A 19,261-nucleotide genomic window follows, 5' to 3' on the forward strand; every position below is an offset into this window, starting at 1 on the left:
GCCGCGGGGTACGGGATGTACGGGACGGGCGGTGTCGCCGGGATGACAGTGACGGACAGTGGGGCGCTGGCGGCGCTGCACCGGGTCTTCGGCTACGAGACCTTCCGCGGTGAGCAGGAAGCGGTCGTCGACCATGTGATCGCGGGCGGCGACGCGGTCGTGCTGATGCCGACCGGCGGCGGCAAGTCGCTCTGCTACCAGATCCCGGCCCTGGTCAGGCCCGGCACGGGCGTGGTCGTCTCCCCGCTGATCGCGCTGATGCAGGACCAGGTGGACGCGCTGCGTGCGCTCGGCGTGCGGGCCGGCTTCATGAACTCCACGCAGGACTTCGACGAGCGGCGGACGGTCGAGGCCGAGTTCCTCGCCGGCGAGCTCGACCTGCTGTATCTGGCGCCGGAGCGGCTGCGCCTGGACAGCAGCCTCGACCTCCTCTCCCGCGGCAAGATCTCCGTCTTCGCCATCGACGAGGCGCACTGCGTCTCCCAGTGGGGCCACGACTTCCGGCCGGACTACCTCACGCTGTCCGTACTGGGGGAGCGGTGGCCGGACGTGCCCCGGATCGCCCTCACGGCGACCGCCACCCACGCCACCCACCGGGAGATCACCGAGCGGCTGGGCATGCCCGACGCCCGGCACTTCGTCGCCAGCTTCGACCGGCCCAACATCCAGTACCGCATCGTGCCCAAGGCCGACCCGCGCAAGCAGCTGCTGGCCTTCCTGCGCGAGGAGCACGCGGGGGACGCGGGCATCGTGTACTGCCTCTCACGCAACTCGGTGGACAAGACCGCCGAGTTCCTCTCGCGCAACGGCATCGAGGCGGTGCCGTACCACGCGGGTCTCGACGCGGGGACGCGCGCCGCGCACCAGGCGCGCTTCCTGCGCGAGGAGGGGCTGGTCGTGGTGGCGACCATCGCCTTCGGCATGGGCATCGACAAGCCGGACGTCCGCTTCGTCGCCCACCTCGACCTGCCCAAGTCGGTCGAGGGCTACTACCAGGAGACCGGCCGCGCGGGCCGCGACGGACTGCCGTCGACGGCGTGGATGGCCTACGGACTCAACGACGTCATCCAGCAGCGCAAGCTGATCCAGTCCGGCGAGGGCGACGAGGCGTTCCGGCGGCGGGCCGGCCGGCACCTGGACGCCATGCTCGCCCTGTGCGAGAGCGTGCGGTGCCGGCGCGGGCAGCTCCTCGCCTACTTCGGCCAGGAGCCGGGCGGGGAGAACTGCGGCAACTGCGACACCTGCCTGGTCCCGCCGGAGACCTGGGACGGCACGGTGGCGGCGCAGAAGGTGCTGTCCACGGTCGTGCGGCTCCAGCGCGAACGGCGACAGAAGTTCGGTGCCGTGCAGATCGTGGACATCCTGCTGGGCCGGCGCTCCGCCAAGGTCATCCAGTTCGACCACGACCAGCTCTCGGTGTTCGGGATCGGCGGTGAACTGAGTGAGGCGCAATGGCGCGGTGTGGTCCGCCAGTTGCTCGCCCAGGGACTCCTCGCGGTCGAGGGCGACTACGGCACGCTGGTGCTGACCGAGGCCAGCGGGGCGGTGCTGCGGCGGGAGCGGGAGGTGCCGCTGCGCAAGGAGCCCGAGAAGCCTGCGTCGGCCAAGGGCGCGGGCAGCCGGGGCGAACGCAAGGCCAAGGCAGCCGCGGCCGAGCTGCCCGAGGAGCTTCAGCCCGCCTTCGAGGCCCTGCGCGCCTGGCGCGCCGAGACGGCCAAGGAACAGGGCGTCCCGGCGTACGTGATCTTCCACGACGCCACGCTGCGGGACATCGTCACGGCGTGGCCCACCTCGGTGGCGGAGCTGGGCGGGATCAGCGGCGTGGGCGAGAAGAAGCGGGCGACGTACGGGGAAGGGGTGGTGGCCGTGCTGGCCGGACTGACCACGCCGGGAGGCGACGGCGACGGCACCGCCCCGGCGGACGACCCCGACGACTGGCCGCAGGAGGAGCCGGAGCCTGACGGGTGGGAGTGACGCCGGTGGGTCCCGGCCGGGTCCCATCCGGCACATGGGCGACCGCTGCTGACGGGATGTCAGTGCCGCCTGCCAGGGTGTGCGGCATGACCACTCGTGAAGCATGGACGCGGACGCCTTCCACCGCGACCCGGCGGACATGGACGCCGAGGACCGGGAGATGCACGAGGAGGCCCTGGCCCTGAAGGAGGCGGCCAAGGAATTCCGCTCCCTCGCCGGGCAGTTGTCCCCCCTGAACCTCGATGGCTGGGGCGACCTGAAGTTGTGCGGAGTGGCGCAGCCCCAGCAGGAGCAGGAGCAGGAGCAGGAGCAGGTGGAGGTCGAGGTCGTCGCCGGATCGAGACGCGGAAGAGGCGGCGGGCCGAGTACGGCAAGGGCCCGCATCCGGACGAGTACGAGTCCGGCCTCGCCACCAGGGAGGAGCGGGCAGCCGCCTGGAAACCCCTGGCGCAGGTCGGCCAGGCCGACCTCTTCGACGAGGGCGACGGGGCGATGTACTGGACGGTCCCGCGCGCGGACCTTGCGGTTCCCCGGTTCGACCGCACCGAACTGGTCTATCAGTGCTGACCTCCACGCGGTGGCCTCGGCAGCGTCCTCCTGTGCCTAGGGCAACGTGCTCAGCAGGCCCGGCGCGAACGTGATGAGCAGCGGGACGAAGGGGACCAGGGCCGCCGCGGCCGTCGTCAGGGCGCGGTGCCGGCGGTCCAGGCGGGGCGGCGGCTCCAGGAGGCGGTCGACGCGCTCGCCGAGCAGGCGGTGGCTGGAGGCGCAGGACAGCACGCCCCGGTGCTGGTTGAGTTCGATCAGCGCGAGCGCGGTGGTGAGATGGCCGCAGCGGCGGGAGGCCGTGTCGTCGGCGGACAGCTCGACCAGACGATGGGTCTGCTCGCAGAAGTGGGCGAACAGCGGGACGCGCGGGAAACCCGTCGCCAGCGCCGTCGACAGGTGCAGCAGCCAGTCGTGGCGGGCCCGGGCGTGGCCGCGCTCATGGGTGAGGACCGCGTCCAGCTGGTGGTCGGTGAGGCGCTGCAGGGCGCCGGTGGTGACGATCAGCTGGGGCGGGCTGCCCGGCATCCACCAGGCGTCGGGATACTCCTCCTCCAGCACCAGCAAGGGGCCCCGCCCCTCGGGGAGTCCCGCGGGCAGGTCGGGCGCGCGGTCGAGCAGGTGCTCCCGGGCGCGGGAACGCCGACGGCGGGCCTCGACCAGCTCGCGCCCCAGCATGGCCGTGGTCCAGGCCGCGCCGGACGCCAGCAGCACGGTGAGCAGGGTCGTCCAGGGTGAGGCGGCGGACAGGTCGTAGGCGGCGGTCACGGCGGGCGGGGCGGGCGCGAAGAGCTGGGCGCGGACCGTGCCGAAGACGGCCGCGGCGCCCAGCGCCAGGGCGGTCAGACAGCACAGCAGCACGGTGGCGACGAGGCACTGCCACACCCACAGGGCGACCACCGGCTCCCGTTCCGGCCACTTCGCCCGGGTCAGCGCGCGGGGGACGGGCACGGCGGCCGTCACGGCGACCACGCTCAGCAGGAGCAGGCAGTACGTCATGCCACGGGCTCCGGATCCTGTCGGAAGAAGCGGCTCGGGACGTGCGGTGGTGCGGGCCGCGCGGCATGGAGAACGACGCACCGCCCGACGCCAAGTATGACGGCGAAGGGCGGTGCGAGTCAGCGTGGTTGTGCGCCTCGGTAGGGCCGGAGGGGTCAGGACGCGGGGACCACCCGTCCCGTGACCTCGCCGAGGCCCACCCGCACTCCGTCCGGGCCGGGCGCCCAGGCGGACAGCGTCACCACGTCACCGTCCTCCAGGAACGTCCGCTTGCCGTCGGGGAGTTCGAGCGGGTCACGGCCGTTCCAGGTCAGCTCCAGCAGCGAACCGCGCTCCCGCTCGGTAGGGCCGCTGACCGTGCCGGAGCCGTAGAGGTCACCGGTGCGCAGGGAGGCGCCGTTCACCGTCATGTGGGCGAGCTGCTGGGCGGCCGTCCAGTACATGGTGGAGAAGGGGCACTCGGAGACGTCGTGGCCATTGATCGTCACGGTGATGCGCAGGTCGTAGCCGCCGGGATCCTCATGCGCGTCGTCCAGGTAGGGCAGCAGCTCGTGGGTGCGCGTGGGCGGGGCGACGCGGGCCTCCTCCAGGGCGTCCAGCGGCGTGATCCACGCCGACACCGAGGTGGCGAAGGACTTGCCGAGGAAGGGGCCGAGGGGCACGTACTCCCAGGCCTGGATGTCGCGGGCGGACCAGTCGTTGAGCAGGCAGAGGCCGAACACGTGGTCGCGGTAGGCGCCGAGCGGCACGCCGCTGCCCTGCTCGGACGGCACACCGACGACGAAGCCGACCTCGGCCTCGATGTCCAGCCGGACGGAGGGGCCGAAGACCGGGGCGGTGTCGGTGGGCGCCTTGCGCTGCCCCGAGGGGCGTACGACGTCGGTGCCGGACACCACGACGGTGCCGGAGCGGCCGTGGTAACCGATCGGCAGGTGCTTCCAGTTGGGGGTCAGGGAGTCGGCGGCGTCAGGGCGGAAGATCTGTCCGACGTTGCGGGCGTGGTTCTCCGAGGCGTAGAAGTCGACGTAGTCCGCGACCTCGAACGGCAGGTGCAGGGTGACCTCGGACAGCGGGTGGAGGAACCGCTCGACGGTCTCCCGGTGCGCCGGGACCGTCACCCACGCGGTAAGCGCGCGACGCACGTCCGACCAGGCCGTACGGCCCGCCGCCAGCAGCGGGTTGAGGGTGGGGCGGGCGAGCAGGGAGGCGTAGGGGGAGCCCAGGGCGTGTGCCGCCGCGCCGGCGTCGAGGACGTGGTCGCCCAGCCGGACGCCCACGGTGCGCTCCGCCGAACCGGGGGGCGAGAACACGCCGTACGGCAGGTTGTGCGGGCCGAAGGGATCGCCCTCGGGGACATCGAAGGGGGGCATCGGGTGCTGCCTCGCTTTCGTGTGCGCGGGTGGGCCACGTGTCCGTGGCCGTGCCACACGTTACGGGGTCGCGTCCGGGTGAGCCCCTGTTAATTCGGCGACGTCCGGGGCCTGCCGGGCGGCCGTCCCGGATCCGCCGGTCCGCACCGGCGCGAGGGACACCGGAACGTCAGGCTGCGCACCGTGTTCCGACCCATCGGGGAAACGGTTCTCAACCGGTCCGGACCGAACGCCGAAAGAAGGGAAACAGCACCCGAAGCGAGGGCATACGGGCGCGGTGAATCGGACGGTCCTCTTGTCCGTATTCTCTGATCATGGCCGCACCCACCGATTGTTCTCTCATCGCCACCGACCTGGACGGGACGCTGCTGCGCGGTGACGACACCCTGTCCGACCGCTCCCTCGCCGCCCTCGCGCGGGCGGAGCGCGCCGGTGTCCGGCACCTCGTGGTGACGGGCCGCCCGGCCCCCAGAGTGCGGTCACTGCTCGGCGACCTCGGCTGCACGGGACTCGCGGTGTGCGGACAGGGGGCGCAGGTCTACGACGCCGGGACGGACCGGATGCTGTGGTCGGTCCGGCTGGACCGGGAACTGGCGGAGACCGCGCTCGGCAAGATCGAGGCCGAGGTGGGTGAGGTGTACGCCGCGGCCGACCAGGACGGGGTCGACGGGCTGACGCTGATCGAGCCGGGCTACCGGATGCCGCACCCGACGCTTCCGTCGGTGCCGGTGGAGCGGCGCGACGACCTGTGGGCGCGGCCGATCAGCAAGGTCCTGCTGCGCCACCCGCGGCTCTCGGACGACGCGTTGGCGGCGGCGGCCCGGTCCGTGGTCGGCTCGCTGGCCACGGTGACCATGTCGGGGCCGGGGACGGTGGAGCTCCAGCCGTGCGGGGTCACCAAGGCGACCGGTCTGGCGCTGGCCGCCGAGCACCTGGGGCTGCGTTCCGAGGACACGATCGCCTTCGGCGACATGCCGAACGACGTCCCCATGTTCCGGTGGGCGGGCCACGGCGTCGCCATGGCCAACGCGCACCCCGAGCTCAAGGCGGTGGCCGACGAGGTCACCCTGTCGAACGAGGACGACGGCGTGGCCGTCGTCCTCGAGCGACTGTTCGGGCGGACGGCCGGGGTCGGCCGTCAGCGGTCGGCTCAGTACGCGCCGAAGACGTTGTCGATCGAGCCGTAGCGGTCGGCGGCGTAGTTGCAGGCCGCGGCGATGTTGGCGACCGGGTCGAACGGGTCGAAGGCCGTGCCGGGCACGTGGTACGCCTGGAAGGTCGGGTCGATGACCTGCAGCAGGCCCTTCGACGGGGTGCCCATGGCGGCGTTGGAGTCCCACAGGTTGATGGCGGCCGGGTTGCCGGACGACTCCCGCATGATGTTGCGGTGGATGGAGTCGTAGGAGCCCGGGATGCCGTTCTGCGCCATGACGTCCATCGCCTCGCGGATCCAGCCGTCGAGGTTCTCCGGGTACGCGGTCGTGGAGGCGGCGGTCGTGGCCTGGGTCGTGGTCGCGGCGGAGGCGCCGGTGGCGCCGAACAGCGGCAGCGCGACCACGGCGACGCCGGTGCCGGCGACGGCGAGGGAGCGGACGAGGCGGCGGCGGGACGAAGCGATGACGGGCATGTCTGGGTTCCTCTCCTACGCCTGCGAGGTGAGCTGTCGGGTTCGGGCGAGGAGAGTGCCCGGCCGTGCCCCTGCGGGCATGGCTTCACCCCGAGCCGTCCCGGCGCGATGTCCGGTACGGCGGCTTACCTGGGTCCCCCGCTCCTGCCGTGCGTGAGTTCGTCGTCGGATGTGATGCGGGTGGCGGCAGGACTAGGCGTCCACCCGGCAGGCCCGGAACGTATGCGAGAGCACATGTCGGGAACAAGTACGACGATCACGCAAGACGCCGTTTGATCTTGGGATGGGTGGTTTTGCGTGCTTGATCCTTTGCGATCGTCAAGAGTCAACTCCGTTGTGTGGAGCGGGATGACGGCGTCGCGGACAGGTGGTCGGCCGACGCGCTCACGCGTGACTCACCTCACGGGACGCGGGGCGGGAGCGCATTTGCGGCGTACAGGAATTCGCATAGCAATGACGGCAAATCGGACGGCAGGGCGGGCAGGATGGTTCACCGGTCGCTGTGTCCGGGAAGCAGAGGAATGTCCGTTGTTATCAACCGATCAAAAACACTCCGCTTCTGATCCCCTATCGCCCTGCTTGTGACCCCGGGCCCTGGCGGTGATCGAAAGGTGACCGGATACGCTGACTCGAGTGGTGGCAGCGACCTATCGACACACCGTGTAACCGCCAGCAGACACCAGCAGACAGGAGACCCCTCGTGACCGTCGTCGGGCCGTTCGGGCTGAGCGTGCGGGACCAGGCTCTGGAAGCCGATGTCCAGGCCGGATTGACGGCTGTCGAGGAAGGGCTGCTCGAGGCCACCAAGAGCGAGGTGCCGTTCATCACGGAGGCCGCCCAGCACCTGGTGCGGGCCGGCGGCAAGCGGTTCCGTCCGCTGCTCGTGATGCTCGCCGCCCGCTTCGGCGACCCCTACGCGCCCGGTGTGGTGCCGTCGGCCGTGGTGGTGGAGCTGACCCACCTGGCCACGCTGTACCACGACGACGTGATGGACGAGGCCGAGGTGCGGCGCGGGGTCGCGAGCGCGAACGCCCGGTGGGGCAACTCGGTCGCCGTGCTCACCGGCGACTTCCTTTTCGCCCGCGCCTCGCACATCCTGGCCGACCTCGGCCCGGAGGCCGTGCGGGTGCAGGCCGAGGCGTTCGAGCGGCTGGTCACCGGACAGATCCTGGAGACCGCGGGTCCTCAGGACGGGCGCGACCCGGTCGACCACTACCTGGACGTGCTCGGCGGCAAGACCGGCTCCCTGGTCGCCGTCTCCTGCCGGTTCGGCGCGATGATGTCCGGCGCCGAGGAGACGGTGGTGGACGTCCTCACCCAGTACGGCGAGCGGCTCGGAGTGGCCTTCCAGCTCGCCGACGACGTCCTGGACATCGCCTCGGACTCCCACGAGTCGGGCAAGACCCCCGGCACGGACCTGCGCGAAGGCATCGCCACCCTGCCCGTGCTGCGGCTGCGCGAGCGGACGGCCCGGCTGGGGCTGGCCGAGGACGTCGCCCTGTGCGAGCTGCTCGACTCCGACCTCACCGACGACGCCCGGCACGCCGAGGCGCTGCGGCTGCTGCGCGCCCACCCCGCCCTGGAGCAGGCCCGCCGGGACACCGTGCGCTACGCCGAGGAGGCGCGCGCCGCGCTCGCCCCGCTGCCCGACGGTCCCGCCAAGGCGGCGCTGGTCGAGCTGTGCGACGCGGTCGTGCACCGGGCCGGCTGACCGGCGCCCGTACGGCCCCCCGTACGCCTCCCGCACCCGGGTGACCCCTACGGGTCGGGTGAGGTGCCGTCGTCCTGTGTCATACCGCAGCAGTACGCGCAGTTGAGCCCGCGGTCTGACGAATCCGCCGTGCGGGTTTGGTCAGATGGAACACGACGGACAACACCACTTCTCACCGGTTCGGGTGAGAATGGCGGCTCGGGCCGAGACTGGTGTGAGGACACGAGACGGAAGCCGCCGCCGACGACGGAGGGCACACATGGCACCGCACGCATCCGACGACACGACGACCGCGGGAGAAGCCGAGGAGCCGCGCACGCTGCGGCGCAGGGCCGCCCGGTACGTCGTCCCTGTCACGGTGATGGGCGTGGCGGCCGCGACGATCGGACTCGTCCCGGCGCTCGCCGACTCCGGTGACCCGGATCTGCCGGAGATCACCGCCGCCCAGCTCATCGAGAAGATCGCGCAGTCGGACGTGGAGCACCTGTCCGGCACCGTGAAGATCACCACCGACCTCGGACTGCCGGACCTCGGCGGCCTGGAGAGCGGCCTGCTGTCCGGCGCGGCCGGCTCGGGCGAGGAGGGCGGCTCCTCCGCCGACCCGTCCGGCCGGCTCACCGAGCTGGCGTCCGGCACGCACACCCTGCGGGTCGCGGCCGACGGCCCGGACCGCCAGAAGCTCTCCCTGCTGGAGAACGCGGCGGAGTACAGCCTCATCCACGACGGCAAGGACGTCTGGGGCTACGACAGCGGCTCCAACGAGGTCTACCACGCCACCGTCGACGACGCGGACGCTCCCGGCGGGCGGAGCGAGGAGCGGCCCCCGGCCACCCCGCAGGACTTCGCGGAGGAGGCGCTGAAGGCGGTCGACGACACCACGTCAGTGAAGGTCGACGGCACCGCCCAGGTGGCCGGCCGGGACGCGTACAAGCTGGTCGTCGAACCCAAGGGGTCCGGCTCCACCGTCGGCGCCATCAGCATCGCGGTGGACCACGAGACGGGCCTGCCGCTGAAGTTCACGCTCACCCCGTCGAGCGGCGGCGCGGCCGTCGTGGACGTCGGCTTCACCAAGGTGAGCTTCGACCGCCCGGACGCCTCCACGTTCGACTTCACCCCGCCGAAGGGCGCCAAGGTGACCGAGGGCGACGAACAGGAGCGCGAGCGCGGCCACTTCGGGAAGCCGGAGCGGGGCCCGAAGTCCCCGAAGTCCGAGCAGGACCTGGCCAAGGGCTTCGACGGGCTGACGATGCTCGGCGAGGGCTGGAACACCGTCGCCACCTTCGACACCGGCAGCGGGGCCGGCCTGCCCACCGCGGAGGCGGGCGGCGACCTCGGCGGTTTCCTCGGCTCGCTCGGCGACGAGGTCAAGGGCGACTTCGGCACCGGCACGGTGTTCGGCACCCGCCTGGTCAACGCCCTGATCACCGAGGACGGCAAGGTCTACGTGGGTGCCGTCACCAAGGACGCGCTGGTGAAGGCGGCCGACGCGGGGAAGTAGGTACCCGCACCCAGCGACGCGGCGAGGGAACGGGGAAGCCGATGGACGGGACGCCCGTCACGGGGAAGCCGATGGACGGGACGTCCGCCACGGAGCAGACGCGCGACGGGACGTCCGCCACGGAGCAGACGCGCGACGGGACGCCCGCCACGGAGCAGACGCGCGACGGGGCGCCCGCCACGGAGCCGACGCGCGACGGGGCGCCCGCCACGGAGCCGACCGGTGGCGGGTGGGCCGCGGGTGACGGCGTCGTCGTCACCCGCGGACTGACCAAGCGCTACCGCGGCGGACAGCTCGCCGTCGACGACCTGCGCCTGACCGTCCCGGCGGGCAGCGTCTTCGGCTTCCTCGGCCCAAACGGCTCCGGCAAGACCACCACCATCCGCATGCTGATGGGCCTGATCGAGCCGACCTCCGGGACGGCGCACGTGCTGGGGCGGCCCATGCCCCGGTCCGCGCGCGCCGTCCTGCCCCACGTCGGCGCCCTCATCGAGGGCCCCGCCCTCTACGGCTTCCTCTCCGGCCGGGACAACCTCCTGCGCCTCGACGCCGCCGACCCCACCGCCGACCCGCGCACCCGGAAGGCCCGGGTGGCCGCCGCCCTGGACCGGGTGGGGCTCACGGCCGCGGCCGGCAAGAAGGCACGCGCGTACTCGCTCGGCATGAAGCAGCGCCTCGGTCTCGCGGCCGCCCTGCTGCGACCGCGCAGGCTGCTGGTCCTTGACGAACCGACCAACGGCCTCGACCCGCAGGGCATGCGGGAGATCCGCGCGCTCGTCCGCGAGCTGGCCACCGACGGCACGACCGTCTTCCTCTCCTCCCACCTCCTCGACGAGATCGAACAGGTCTGCACCCACGTCGCGGTGATGGCCCGGGGCCGGCTGATCACCCAGGGACCGGTCGCCGACCTGGCCGCGGGCGCCCGGGGCCGGCTGGTCGTGACCACACCGGACGCGTCGGACGCCACCCGGGTGCTGAAGGAGCAGGGGGTCGACGACGTCGTCGTGGACGGGGAGCGGGTGACCGGCGAGGTGCCCGGGCGTGATCTCGCCGAGGTCAACGCGGCGCTGGTGACGGCAGGCGTCCGGGTGCGCGGCTTCGGGGTCGAACGGGCCTCGCTGGAGGACGCGTTCGTGGCGCTGACCGGGGAGGGCTTCGATGTCGCGGGCTGAAGCGGTACGGAGGGTGAACCCGCTGTGGACCCTCGGGCTGTTCCGCAGCGAGCTGCTCACCACCTTCCGGCGCTGGCGGACCCTCGCCCTGCTGGGCGTGCTGGCGGCCGTGCCGGTACTGGTCGGCATCGCCGTGCGGATCGAGACCGGGGACGGCTCGTCGGCAGGCGGCGGTGGCGGCGGAGGACCGGCGTTCATCTCGCAGATCACCAACAACGGACTGTTCCTGGTCTTCACCGCGCTCGCCGCCACCCTGCCGTTCTTCCTGCCCATGGCCGTCGGGGTGGTCGCGGGAGACGCCGTCGCCGGCGAGGCGAACGCCGGCACCCTGCGCTACCTGCTGGTCGCCCCCTCCGGCCGCAGCCGTCTGCTGCTCACCAAGTACGCGACGGTCATGGCCTTCTGTCTGGTCGCCACCCTCGTGGTCGCCGTCTCGGCGCTGATCACCGGCGCCCTGCTGTTCCCGCTGGGCGACCTCACGACCATCTCCGGCACCCGCATCAGCTTCTCCGAGGGGCTGCTCCGCGCCCTCCTGATCGCCCTGGTCGTCGCCGTCTCACTGATCGGGGTGGCGGCACTCGGCCTGTTCGTCTCCACGCTGACCAACAGCGGCGTCGCGGCGATGGCGACCACCGTCGGGCTGCTGATCACCGTGCAGATCGTCGACCAGATCCCCCAGCTGCACGCCCTCCACCCCTACCTCTTCTCCCACTACTGGCTGTCCTTCGCCGACCTGATGCGCGAGCCGGTCCACTGGGACGACCTGACCAAGAACCTCGGCCTCCAGGCCCTCTACGCCGCCGTCTTCGGCTCGGCGGCCTGGGCCCGCTTCACGGGCAAGGACATCACCGCGTAGGGAAATGCGCTCGCACGGGCGGGCCGGGACGTGTGACGGTTCTGCCCATGGGCAACTCACGGGCGTACCCCGTCCTGCGGACCACCGACGCGGCCGAGGCGTTTCGGCAGGCCAGGCGGCTGTGCGCGCTGCTGGGAAATGTCGAGGACAAGGTGTGGCTGTTCACCGAACTTCCCACGGTCCGCGATGTGCGACAGATCGCCGCGATGGCGCCCGGGCTGCCCTTCGACCACCTCGGCACGCGGACTGACCCGGCGACGGGCGCTTACGTCCGGTTCGACCTCGACGTGCCGGCGGTGGACGACGCGGCGCTCGCCGAACACCTGCCGCTCTCCTTCTCGGAGGAGGTGGACCGCGACCGGGTGGAGAACGGGATCCTGGCCGCGCTGAGCGAGGGCATGACCTCCGTCGAGTGGCACGGCCGCTGGCCGGACGACTCGGACGCGGATGTGGACCGGTCCTCGAAGTACGACGGGATCCAGGTCGTGTTCCACGGGGAGGAAGCCCAGCTCGGCGACTGGACCGAGCACCACACCGTCTTCGTCCATGTGACCAAGTGGGGAGACCTGCCCTTCGCCCAGGACCTCGCCGCCCACATCGGCAGCGAGGTCCTGGGTGAGGCGCAGCTCGGCTGGTGAGACGGCGCCGGTGTCAGCCGGCCTCGTACGGGAAGCGGGCGGGCGGCGCGTCCTGGGCGAAGAACGTCTTGGCCCGCGCCAGCGCCCGCGTGTCCCTGAGCACGTCCCCCGGCTTGCTGCCGTTGCCGAGCAGCACCCCGCCGAACCGCATTCCCATGTAGGCGGCCAAGTTGTTCAGCGTGCCGACCAGCGGGTCGGCGACCTCGGGCTCCTCGTGCGCGAGCGCGGTGACGCCCCAGAGAGTGCGGCCCGCCATCGTCGCCTTGAAGTCCAGGCCGGGGGTGCGCAGCCAGCCCGACCAGTGGTCCAGGTAGCGCTTGGTCTGCGCCGACACCGAGTACCAGTACAGCGGGGAGACGATCACCAGGTCCGTCGCCGCGAGCGTGGCGTCCAGCAGCAGGGCGGTGGTGCCCCCGGTCGGACGGACGTGGTCGCTGTCGTGACGCAGGTCCTCGAAGTCGGGCAGTCGGTGCGCGGTGAGGTCGATCCACTGCTGTTCCACGTCCGGGGGCAGCTGTTCGGCGGCCCGGCGGGCGAGCAGCGCGGAGTTGCCGTCCGGGCGGGCGCTGCCCAGGGCGAACAGGAAACGGCGGGTCATGGTCATGGTCAGTCATCCCCCACATAGTCGGCGTTCGCCAATAACAAGCTTCTGCATCTTATGCACATGCAAGTAATTGTCCAAGGGGTGGGAACCGGGCGGTTCCTCCGCCACGCGCCTCGTGGCTCGGACTCCCCGCCTTCGCTACGGCGTCCTCAGGGGTTCGACCGCCCCCCGCCTCTCCGCCTCCACCGCCACCGAGAGCAGCAGGTCCTCCCGGTCGTGCGGTGCCACCAGGTGGAGTCCCGCCGGGCAGCCGTCGGTGCCGAAGCCGGCCGGGACGCTCAGCGCGGGGTGACCGCTGAGGTTGAACGCCCAGGTGAGCGCGGTCGAGTACACGTCACCGGGGCCGTCGTGGCCGTGCGGCGCGGTGGGCGCCGTGGGGGTGAGGAGCAGGTCGGCGCGAGTGAAGAGGGCACGCAGACGCTCGTCGTCGGCCGCCCGGACCCGGTGGGCGTCGGTGAGGTCGGCGCCCGGGGTGCGCAGGGCGAGCCAGGCCGGTCCGGGGTCGAGGAGCAGTGGGGCTCGCGGGGGCCGTACGAGGCGTACCACCCCGGCGTCGACGAGCCGGCCGACCGCCTGCCGGGCCAGGGCGACGGGCTCGGCGTCGGGCGACGCGAAGCCCAGGTCGGGGGACCAGGCCGCGGTGACGGGGAACGGCGGGGCGGACGGTCGGGCCCGCCCCGACACCAGCCGCCACCACGCCTGCGCGTCCCCCGCCGTGCGGGTGAGGACCCCGGGAGCGGCCAGGCCCGTACGGTCGGGCGAGGGGAACCGGCCACCCGTGACCTTCAGGCCCAGCACCCCGCACCACGCCGCCGGGACGCGCACCGACCCCGCCCCGTCCGAGCCCGTCGCCAACGGCACCAGCCCGGCCGCCACCGCCACCGCCGCCCCCGCCGAAGACCCGCCGGGCGTACGGTCCGCCCGCCACGGATTGACCGTACGGCCGCCCGCCCCGAGCCCCCACGTCTGCCAGGGCGTCCCCGGACCCGGCACCGCGGTGGCGCCCACGGCGACCGCACCGGCCGTGAGCAGCGGCCCCGCCGCCCGCAGTCCCCGCCGCCCTTTGACCGCGACCGGCACCCCGGCCAGCGGGAGGTCCTCACCGGCGGCGACCCGCGCGTCCACCTCCGCCGCCCGCCGCGGTGCCTCCTCGTCCCACACCTCGACGAACGCGCACAGCACCGGGTCGGCCCGCCCGATCCGTGCGAGCGCCTCCGCGACCACGTCCACGGCCCTGCGCGAGCCTTCCCGTACGGCGGCGGCGATCTCCCGCGCGCCGTCCCCGCTCACCGCACGGCGCCCGTGAGGCGGGCCAGCGGCTCCGTCTCGCGGGGCAGCCGGCCGCCCAGGTCGCCGAGCCGCCAGTCCGGCACCCACGGCACCCGGTACACGTCGATCACCGACTCGATCCGCCGCACCCTGTGCGCGAGGGGACGCGGGAGCCGTCCCGGCGCGTCCGCCACGAGGACCACGGCGTCCAGGTCCAGCCCGTCCGGCGCCTCGCCGCGCCGGAACAGGTCGACGGCCGGCAGCACCGCGTCCAGCCCGGCCGCGTGGGTCCGGGCGACGAGCAGCACCGACCGCGGGGCGGAGGGCGCGGGCCAGGCACGTCCGCCGTCGTGACCGCCGTAGACCGTGGCGAGTGTGGAGACGCCCGCGCCGCCGTGCAGACCGATCCAGGAGAAGCTCCGGGCGGTCGCCCGGGCGTGCGCGGGCCCCGGCGGGCCCTCCGCCCGCGATGCCGCCACCGGCCCCCGCAGCCAGATCTCCGGTCCCTGTCCCGTGCCTTCCCGCATGTCCTTCTCCTGCTCGCCCGGCCGATCGTCCATGCCCTCCGCCCGCACGGAAGCGGGGCCCTCGGCCGTTGGGACGAGCCTGTGACAACGCGGTGACGTGCAGAGCGCGGGCGAGCGGACAGACTCGACGGTAGGTGTACGACCCGAATGAGGGAACGATGACTCGACTCAGCCGCGAGAAGAAGCGAGAACAGCAGCAGGCCGCGGTGCCGGTCGACGTCCGTGTCCCGGCCGACGGGTCGGGTGAGCCGGGAGCTTCGGTCGACGGGGTGCGGGTGATCGCGGGACCCGGCGAGGAGATCCAGCAGGCGGTGCTGGACCGCCTGCACCGCATCGCCGTCGCCTCGGGGCACGCCGTGATCGCCACCGTGCGCGACGAGCGCATCGGGTACGTCGTCCCGCTCCTGGTCGCCCCGGACGGCTCCAGCCGCTTCACGGACCGGCCGACGCTGCTGCGCGCCGCCCAGGGCGGCCACCGGGCCGGCGCGGCACAGCCGACGCCGGGGGAGCCCGCCCCCGACATGGCCGCAGCCCGACCCGCTGCCCCGGACCCGTCCAGGCCCGCTGCCCCGGACTCGACGCGTGGTTCTGCTCCTGACCTGGCGCGGACCTTCACCCCGGACCCGGCCCGCACCTCAGCCCCGGACCCGGCCCGGACCTCTGCCCCGGACCCGGCCCGGACACCGGCCTCGGACCTGTCCAGGTCGGCCGCCCCGGACCCGACCAGGTCTGGCACCTCCGGCCCGACGCGGGGTCCTGCCCCTGACCTGACCGGGACCTCGGCCCCGGACTCGTCCACGTCCGCCGCCCCGGACCCGACGCGGGGGTTTGCCCCTGACGTGACTGGGGCCTTCGCCCCGGACTCGGCCCGGACACCGGCCTTCGACCCGGCGCGCGCCGCTCCCTCAGGCTCGGACGGTCCCTCGGCCGCTGCTCCGGCCTCCCCCTCACCGGTGCCGCAGTCACGGGCCGGTGACCTGCCGACGCGTCTTCTGCGCCCGGGCGCGGAGGCCGACGCTCAGGCCGCCCCCGGCCCGGTACGGGACGTCACCCCCACCTTCCCGCCGCGCCCGGTCCCCGGGACCCAGGAACCCCTCGACTCCCCGCCCACGTTCCGGCTGCGGACGGTGGCCGGTCCCGTGCCTCCGGGCACACCGCCCGGCACGGTCGCGCCCCCGACGGGCGCGTTCGGACCGCCGCCGTCCATGGAGCCGCGGCTCCGGCCGGACGCGGCGGCCCCGACGCCCGTCCGCGGCCGGGGCGCGCCCACCGACCTCGTGCTCGACGCCGACCCGGACGCGCGGCCCACCCCGCCCCGCGGCTTCGACGCCGTCGCGGAGGCCGTGCTCGGCGACGAGCCCGCCGCCCCCGCCGGCAGCCCGCTCGCCGCACCCCTGGAGCGGATCAACGAGGCCGTCCGGGCGGGCCGGATCGACACGGCGGCCGGCCTGGCCGACGAGACCGTGGCGCAGGCCTCGCAGACCCTCGGGGCGGAGCACCCGGAGGTGCTGCGGCTGCGCGAGCTGACCGCGTACATCGCCTACCTCGCCGGCGAGCCCCTGCGCGCCTTCCGGCTCTCCATGGACCTCGCCGTCGTCTGCCGCCGCGCGGGCGACGCGGAGGCCGCGTACGGCAATGTCCGCAGCGCGGCCACCGCGTGGCGCGGGGTGCGCGACCCGCTGCTCGGGCTGGAGCTGGGCCACGAGCTGACGGCGCTGTGGACCGAGCTCGCCGCCGAGGGCGGACCCGCCGCCGACGAGGCGGACGAGCTGGAGTCCGCCCACGCCCGCATGGACCGCCTGACCGCCCGCGCCCGGAAGGACTGAGCCGCCCGCCCCGGGGAGCCGGCTAGTGCAGGCAGAACTCGTTCCCCTCCGGGTCCGCCATCACGACCCAGCTCCCGCCGGGCTCGTCCACCCGCCGCAGCACCCGGGCGCCGAGCCCTTCCAGCCGGGCCTGCTCCTCGTCGCGGCGGTCGCCGCCAGGGTGCAGGTCGATGTGGAGGCGGTTCTTGACCGTCTTCTCCTCGGGCACCCGCTGGAACAGCAGCCGCCGTCCGCGCCCGGTGCCGCTCTCCTCCTCGAAGGGGTCGTCGGGGTGCCGTACGGCGGTCAGGTCACGCCACGCGCGGCGGCCGTGCGACTCGACGGTGAGCGCCTCGGGCACGGCCCCCGCCGCGAGCAGCTTCGCGATGAGCGCGCTGTTGTCCTCGACCACGTAGTGCAGGGCGGCGGCCCAGAAGTCGGCCTGGGCGTGCGGGTCGGCCGCGTCCACAACGAGCTTCCAGTGCACCGGCGTGGCCGGAGTGGGTGTCTGCGTCATGCGCCCCGTTATAGGGCGCCGCACTGACAGAGCCGGTCCGCCACGCGCCTACGGCTTGGTCTCCAGCGCTTTGGCCTCCGCCTCGGAGAGCGGCGCGGCGACGGGCACGGATCCGCCGGCGCCCGGCTCGGCGGCGGCCTCGCGCGCGGCCGCCTCGCGCGCGGCGGCCGTCCGCCCGGCGAGGGCACGGGCGGCGCGGCGGGCGGTGCGCAGCGCGTCCCAGGTGAGCAGGGCGAGCGCCAGCCACACCAGGGCGAACCCGGCCCAGCGCTCCGGCGGCATGGCCTCCTTGAAGTAGAGGATGCCGAGCACGAACTGGAAGACGGGGGCCAGGTACTGCAGCAGACCCAGCGTCGACAGGGGGACGCGGATCGCCGCGGCGCCGAAGCAGACCAGGGGGATGGCGGTGACGATGCCGGTCGCGGCGAGCAGCAGCGCGTGTCCCGTGCCCTCGGCGGCGAAGGTCGAGTCACCCTGGGTGCTCAGCCACACCAGGTAGCCCAGTGCGGGCAGGAACTGGATCGCGGTCTCGGCGGCCAGCGACTCGACGCCGCCCAGGTTGACCTTCTTCTTCACCAGTCCGTAGACGGCGAAGGAGAAGGCGAGGCACAGCGAGATCCACGGCGGCCGGCCGTAGCCGACGGTGAGGACGACGACCGCCAGGGCACCGACTCCGACCGCCGCCCACTGGGCGGGCCGCAGGCGTTCCTTGAGCAGCAGGACGCCCATCGCGATGGTGACCAGCGGGTTGATGAAGTAGCCGAGGGACGCCTCGACGACGTGCCCGGAGTTCACGGACCAGATGTAGACACCCCAGTTCACGGTGATGACCGCGGCGGCCACCGTGACGAGCGCCAGCTTGCGCGGCTGCCGCAGCAGCTCGCCGATCCACGCCCAGCGGCGGACGGCCAGCAGCGCGGCGGCCACGAAGACCAGGGACCACACCATCCGGTGGGCCAGGATCTCCACGGCTCCCGCGGGCTTCAGCAGGGGCCAGAACAGGGGGACGAGCCCCCACATCCCGTACGCCGCGAAGCCGTTCAGCAGTCCTATGCGCCGCTCTGCGGCCGGCTTCCCGGTCACGGGCCCCTCCTTCGTGTCCGACGCGTCCCCAAGTCGACCGGGCCCGCAGACGCGCGCGCGGACCCACCGGACGACGGTAACGCCGGACACCCCCACGTGTCATGTCCGTACCGGCATACGGTCATGACCGGTGGGGGTGGCCGGCGTCTGGCGCGGACCCGGGCCCTCGCGGCCCGGAGGTCAGCCCTTCAGCGCGGCGCCGATCGCCTCGCCGATCGGCGTGGTCGGGCGGCCGGCCAGCCGGGACAGGTCGCCGCTGTCGACCACCAGCTGACCCTCGGCGATCGAGGCGTCGACGCCCGCCAGGACGGCCGCCACCGGCTCGGGGACTCCCGCACCGGCCAGGATGCCGGTGAGCGCCTCGGTCGTGACCGGGTTGTAGGCGATCTCCCGGCCGGTCTGCCGGCTCAGCTCGGCCGCGTACTCGGCGAAGCTCCACGCCTCGTCGCCGCCCAGCTCGTACGTCGTGTTCTCGTGGCCCTCGCCGGTCAGTACGGCGACCGCTGCGGCCGCGTAGTCGGCCCGGGAGGCGGATGAGACCCGGCCCTCGCCGGCTGCCGCGAGCACCGCGTCGTGTTCCAGCACCGGGGCCAGGTTCTCGGTGTAGTTCTCGTGGTACCAGCCGTTGCGCAGCAGCACGTACGGCACGCCCGAGTCGAGCAGCGCCCGCTCGGTGCCGCGGTGGTCGTCGGCGAGCGCGGCCCTCAGGGTGCCGGGGGCGCTGGTGTAGGCGAGCAGCGCGACACCGGCCGCCTTGGCGGCGTCGATGACACCCGTGTGCTGGCGCACCCTGCCCTTGTCGAACTCGTTGCCCGAGATCAGCAGGACCTTGTCGCCGGCCGCGAAGAGGCCGTCGAAGGTCTCCGGGGCGTTGTAGTCGGCGACCGCGACCCGCACCCCGCGCTCCGCGAGATCCGCCACCTTCTCCGGGCTGCGGACGACGGCGGTGACCTGCTCCGCGGGGACCTTCTCCAGCAGCTGCTCCACGACGTGACGGCCGAGCTTCCCGCTGGCTCCTGTGACGACGATGCTCATGATGCGACAACTCCTCAGGGGGTGGCTAGG

18 protein-coding genes and 1 riboswitch are annotated in these 19,261 nt (G+C 73.3%); of the genes, 9 read left to right on the forward strand and 9 right to left on the reverse strand.

Features of this window, described 5'->3' with window-relative positions:
* Positions 1 to 15: 15 nt before the first annotated feature.
* Together recQ and B100_RS36885 are read left to right on the forward strand one after the other, a co-directional pair.
* Positions 16 to 1,974, forward strand: coding sequence for a DNA helicase RecQ (gene recQ, locus B100_RS0103635; RefSeq protein ID WP_024883105.1), 1,959 nt, complete (start codon positions 16 to 18; stop codon positions 1,972 to 1,974).
* Positions 1,975 to 2,238: 264 nt separating this feature from the next.
* Positions 2,239 to 2,541, forward strand: coding sequence for a hypothetical protein (locus tag B100_RS36885; RefSeq protein WP_158686699.1), 303 nt, complete (start codon positions 2,239 to 2,241; stop codon positions 2,539 to 2,541).
* Between the two features lie 36 nt (positions 2,542 to 2,577).
* Here B100_RS36885 and B100_RS0103645 read toward each other — a convergent pair whose 3' ends face one another.
* Both B100_RS0103645 and fahA read right to left on the reverse strand, forming a co-directional pair.
* On the reverse strand, positions 2,578 to 3,519 hold the full coding sequence (locus B100_RS0103645) for a M56 family metallopeptidase (RefSeq protein WP_024883107.1): 942 nt from the start codon (positions 3,517 to 3,519) through the stop codon (positions 2,578 to 2,580).
* A 155-nt stretch (positions 3,520 to 3,674) separates the two neighbouring features.
* Complete coding sequence (gene fahA, locus B100_RS0103650) at positions 3,675 to 4,889, reverse strand: fumarylacetoacetase (RefSeq protein WP_024883108.1); 1,215 nt, start codon at positions 4,887 to 4,889, stop codon at positions 3,675 to 3,677.
* Between the two features lie 314 nt (positions 4,890 to 5,203).
* Here fahA and B100_RS0103655 point away from each other — a divergent pair, with 314 nt between their 5' ends.
* Entirely contained in the window at positions 5,204 to 6,076 is an 873-nt protein-coding gene (locus tag B100_RS0103655) for a Cof-type HAD-IIB family hydrolase (RefSeq protein WP_024883109.1), read from the forward strand.
* Here the strand turns inward: B100_RS0103655 and B100_RS0103660 are convergent.
* Positions 6,040 to 6,516 carry a transglycosylase SLT domain-containing protein gene (locus tag B100_RS0103660; RefSeq protein ID WP_024883110.1) on the reverse strand — a complete coding sequence of 159 codons (477 nt, stop codon included), beginning with the start codon at positions 6,514 to 6,516 and terminating at the stop codon, positions 6,040 to 6,042. The two genes, B100_RS0103655 and B100_RS0103660, sit on opposite strands and share 37 nt — an antisense overlap.
* Positions 6,517 to 6,519: 3 nt before the next feature.
* A riboswitch (cyclic di-AMP (ydaO/yuaA leader) is annotated at positions 6,520 to 6,691 on the reverse strand.
* Between the two features lie 525 nt (positions 6,692 to 7,216).
* Between B100_RS0103660 and B100_RS0103665 the strand changes: the two genes are divergently transcribed.
* The 5 genes from B100_RS0103665 to B100_RS0103685 all read left to right on the forward strand — a co-directional run bounded on the left by B100_RS0103665 (position 7,217) and on the right by B100_RS0103685 (position 12,391).
* Positions 7,217 to 8,227 (forward strand): polyprenyl synthetase family protein, encoded by a 1,011-nt coding sequence (locus tag B100_RS0103665; RefSeq protein WP_024883111.1) that lies wholly within the window; start codon positions 7,217 to 7,219, stop codon positions 8,225 to 8,227.
* 259 nt (positions 8,228 to 8,486) lie between these two features.
* Positions 8,487 to 9,725 (forward strand): membrane protein, encoded by a 1,239-nt coding sequence (locus tag B100_RS0103670; protein ID WP_024883112.1) that lies wholly within the window; start codon positions 8,487 to 8,489, stop codon positions 9,723 to 9,725.
* A 41-nt stretch (positions 9,726 to 9,766) separates the two neighbouring features.
* Positions 9,767 to 10,897 (forward strand): ATP-binding cassette domain-containing protein, encoded by a 1,131-nt coding sequence (locus tag B100_RS0103675; RefSeq protein WP_024883113.1) that lies wholly within the window; start codon positions 9,767 to 9,769, stop codon positions 10,895 to 10,897.
* The gene (locus B100_RS0103680) at positions 10,884 to 11,753 is read left to right on the forward strand and encodes an ABC transporter permease (protein ID WP_024883114.1); all 870 of its coding nucleotides are present in this window, start codon (positions 10,884 to 10,886) and stop codon (positions 11,751 to 11,753) included. The genes B100_RS0103675 and B100_RS0103680 overlap by 14 nt, the downstream gene beginning before the upstream one ends.
* Before the next feature lie 47 nt (positions 11,754 to 11,800).
* A complete protein-coding gene (locus B100_RS0103685) occupies positions 11,801 to 12,391 on the forward strand; it encodes a hypothetical protein (protein ID WP_024883115.1) in 591 nt (196 codons plus the stop codon).
* Positions 12,392 to 12,404: 13 nt separating this feature from the next.
* On the opposite strand, the gene B100_RS0103690 is transcribed toward B100_RS0103685, so the two are convergent.
* The 3 genes from B100_RS0103690 to B100_RS0103700 all read right to left on the reverse strand — a co-directional run bounded on the left by B100_RS0103690 (position 12,405) and on the right by B100_RS0103700 (position 14,791).
* A complete protein-coding gene (locus tag B100_RS0103690; RefSeq protein WP_024883116.1) occupies positions 12,405 to 12,989 on the reverse strand; it encodes an NAD(P)H-dependent oxidoreductase in 585 nt (194 codons plus the stop codon).
* 144 nt (positions 12,990 to 13,133) lie between these two features.
* Positions 13,134 to 14,285, reverse strand: a complete 1,152-nt coding sequence (locus B100_RS0103695; protein WP_024883117.1) for an amidase family protein — start codon at positions 14,283 to 14,285, stop codon at positions 13,134 to 13,136.
* Complete coding sequence (locus B100_RS0103700; RefSeq protein ID WP_024883118.1) at positions 14,282 to 14,791, reverse strand: DUF6668 family protein; 510 nt, start codon at positions 14,789 to 14,791, stop codon at positions 14,282 to 14,284. Before B100_RS0103700 ends, B100_RS0103695 begins: the two co-directional genes overlap by 4 nt.
* A 158-nt stretch (positions 14,792 to 14,949) precedes the next feature.
* Here B100_RS0103700 and B100_RS0103705 point away from each other — a divergent pair, with 158 nt between their 5' ends.
* Positions 14,950 to 16,617 carry a hypothetical protein gene (locus tag B100_RS0103705; protein WP_024883119.1) on the forward strand — a complete coding sequence of 556 codons (1,668 nt, stop codon included), beginning with the start codon at positions 14,950 to 14,952 and terminating at the stop codon, positions 16,615 to 16,617.
* 22 nt (positions 16,618 to 16,639) lie between these two features.
* Here the strand turns inward: B100_RS0103705 and B100_RS0103710 are convergent, their stop codons facing one another.
* The 3 genes from B100_RS0103710 to B100_RS0103720 all read right to left on the reverse strand — a co-directional run bounded on the left by B100_RS0103710 (position 16,640) and on the right by B100_RS0103720 (position 19,231).
* The gene (locus tag B100_RS0103710) at positions 16,640 to 17,113 is read right to left on the reverse strand and encodes a VOC family protein (protein WP_024883120.1); all 474 of its coding nucleotides are present in this window, start codon (positions 17,111 to 17,113) and stop codon (positions 16,640 to 16,642) included.
* A 48-nt stretch (positions 17,114 to 17,161) separates the two neighbouring features.
* Positions 17,162 to 18,196 carry an EamA family transporter RarD gene (gene rarD / locus B100_RS0103715; RefSeq protein WP_024883121.1) on the reverse strand — a complete coding sequence of 345 codons (1,035 nt, stop codon included), beginning with the start codon at positions 18,194 to 18,196 and terminating at the stop codon, positions 17,162 to 17,164.
* Positions 18,197 to 18,376: 180 nt separating this feature from the next.
* Positions 18,377 to 19,231, reverse strand: a complete 855-nt coding sequence (locus B100_RS0103720) for an SDR family oxidoreductase (protein WP_024883122.1) — start codon at positions 19,229 to 19,231, stop codon at positions 18,377 to 18,379.
* Positions 19,232 to 19,261 lie beyond the last annotated feature (30 nt).

This window comes from Streptomyces sp. CNH189 (assembly GCF_000527195.1).

Excerpts from the sequence above, each read along its gene's own strand:
- recQ (WP_024883105.1), top strand. The coding sequence starts at position 16 with ATGTACGGGACGGGCGGTGTCGCCGGGATGACAGTGACGGACAGTGGG.
- B100_RS0103645 (WP_024883107.1), bottom strand. The coding sequence starts at position 3,519 with ATGACGTACTGCCTGCTCCTGCTGAGCGTGGTCGCCGTGACGGCCGCC.
- fahA (WP_024883108.1), bottom strand. The coding sequence starts at position 4,889 with ATGCCCCCCTTCGATGTCCCCGAGGGCGATCCCTTCGGCCCGCACAAC.
- B100_RS0103655 (WP_024883109.1), top strand. The coding sequence starts at position 5,204 with ATGGCCGCACCCACCGATTGTTCTCTCATCGCCACCGACCTGGACGGG.
- B100_RS0103660 (WP_024883110.1), bottom strand. The coding sequence starts at position 6,516 with ATGCCCGTCATCGCTTCGTCCCGCCGCCGCCTCGTCCGCTCCCTCGCC.
- B100_RS0103670 (WP_024883112.1), top strand. The coding sequence starts at position 8,487 with ATGGCACCGCACGCATCCGACGACACGACGACCGCGGGAGAAGCCGAG.
- B100_RS0103675 (WP_024883113.1), top strand. The coding sequence starts at position 9,767 with ATGGACGGGACGCCCGTCACGGGGAAGCCGATGGACGGGACGTCCGCC.
- B100_RS0103680 (WP_024883114.1), top strand. The coding sequence starts at position 10,884 with ATGTCGCGGGCTGAAGCGGTACGGAGGGTGAACCCGCTGTGGACCCTC.
- B100_RS0103685 (WP_024883115.1), top strand. The coding sequence starts at position 11,801 with ATGGGCAACTCACGGGCGTACCCCGTCCTGCGGACCACCGACGCGGCC.
- B100_RS0103690 (WP_024883116.1), bottom strand. The coding sequence starts at position 12,989 with ATGACCCGCCGTTTCCTGTTCGCCCTGGGCAGCGCCCGCCCGGACGGC.
- B100_RS0103700 (WP_024883118.1), bottom strand. The coding sequence starts at position 14,791 with ATGCGGGAAGGCACGGGACAGGGACCGGAGATCTGGCTGCGGGGGCCG.
- B100_RS0103705 (WP_024883119.1), top strand. The coding sequence starts at position 14,950 with ATGACTCGACTCAGCCGCGAGAAGAAGCGAGAACAGCAGCAGGCCGCG.
- B100_RS0103710 (WP_024883120.1), bottom strand. The coding sequence starts at position 17,113 with ATGACGCAGACACCCACTCCGGCCACGCCGGTGCACTGGAAGCTCGTT.
- B100_RS0103720 (WP_024883122.1), bottom strand. The coding sequence starts at position 19,231 with ATGAGCATCGTCGTCACAGGAGCCAGCGGGAAGCTCGGCCGTCACGTC.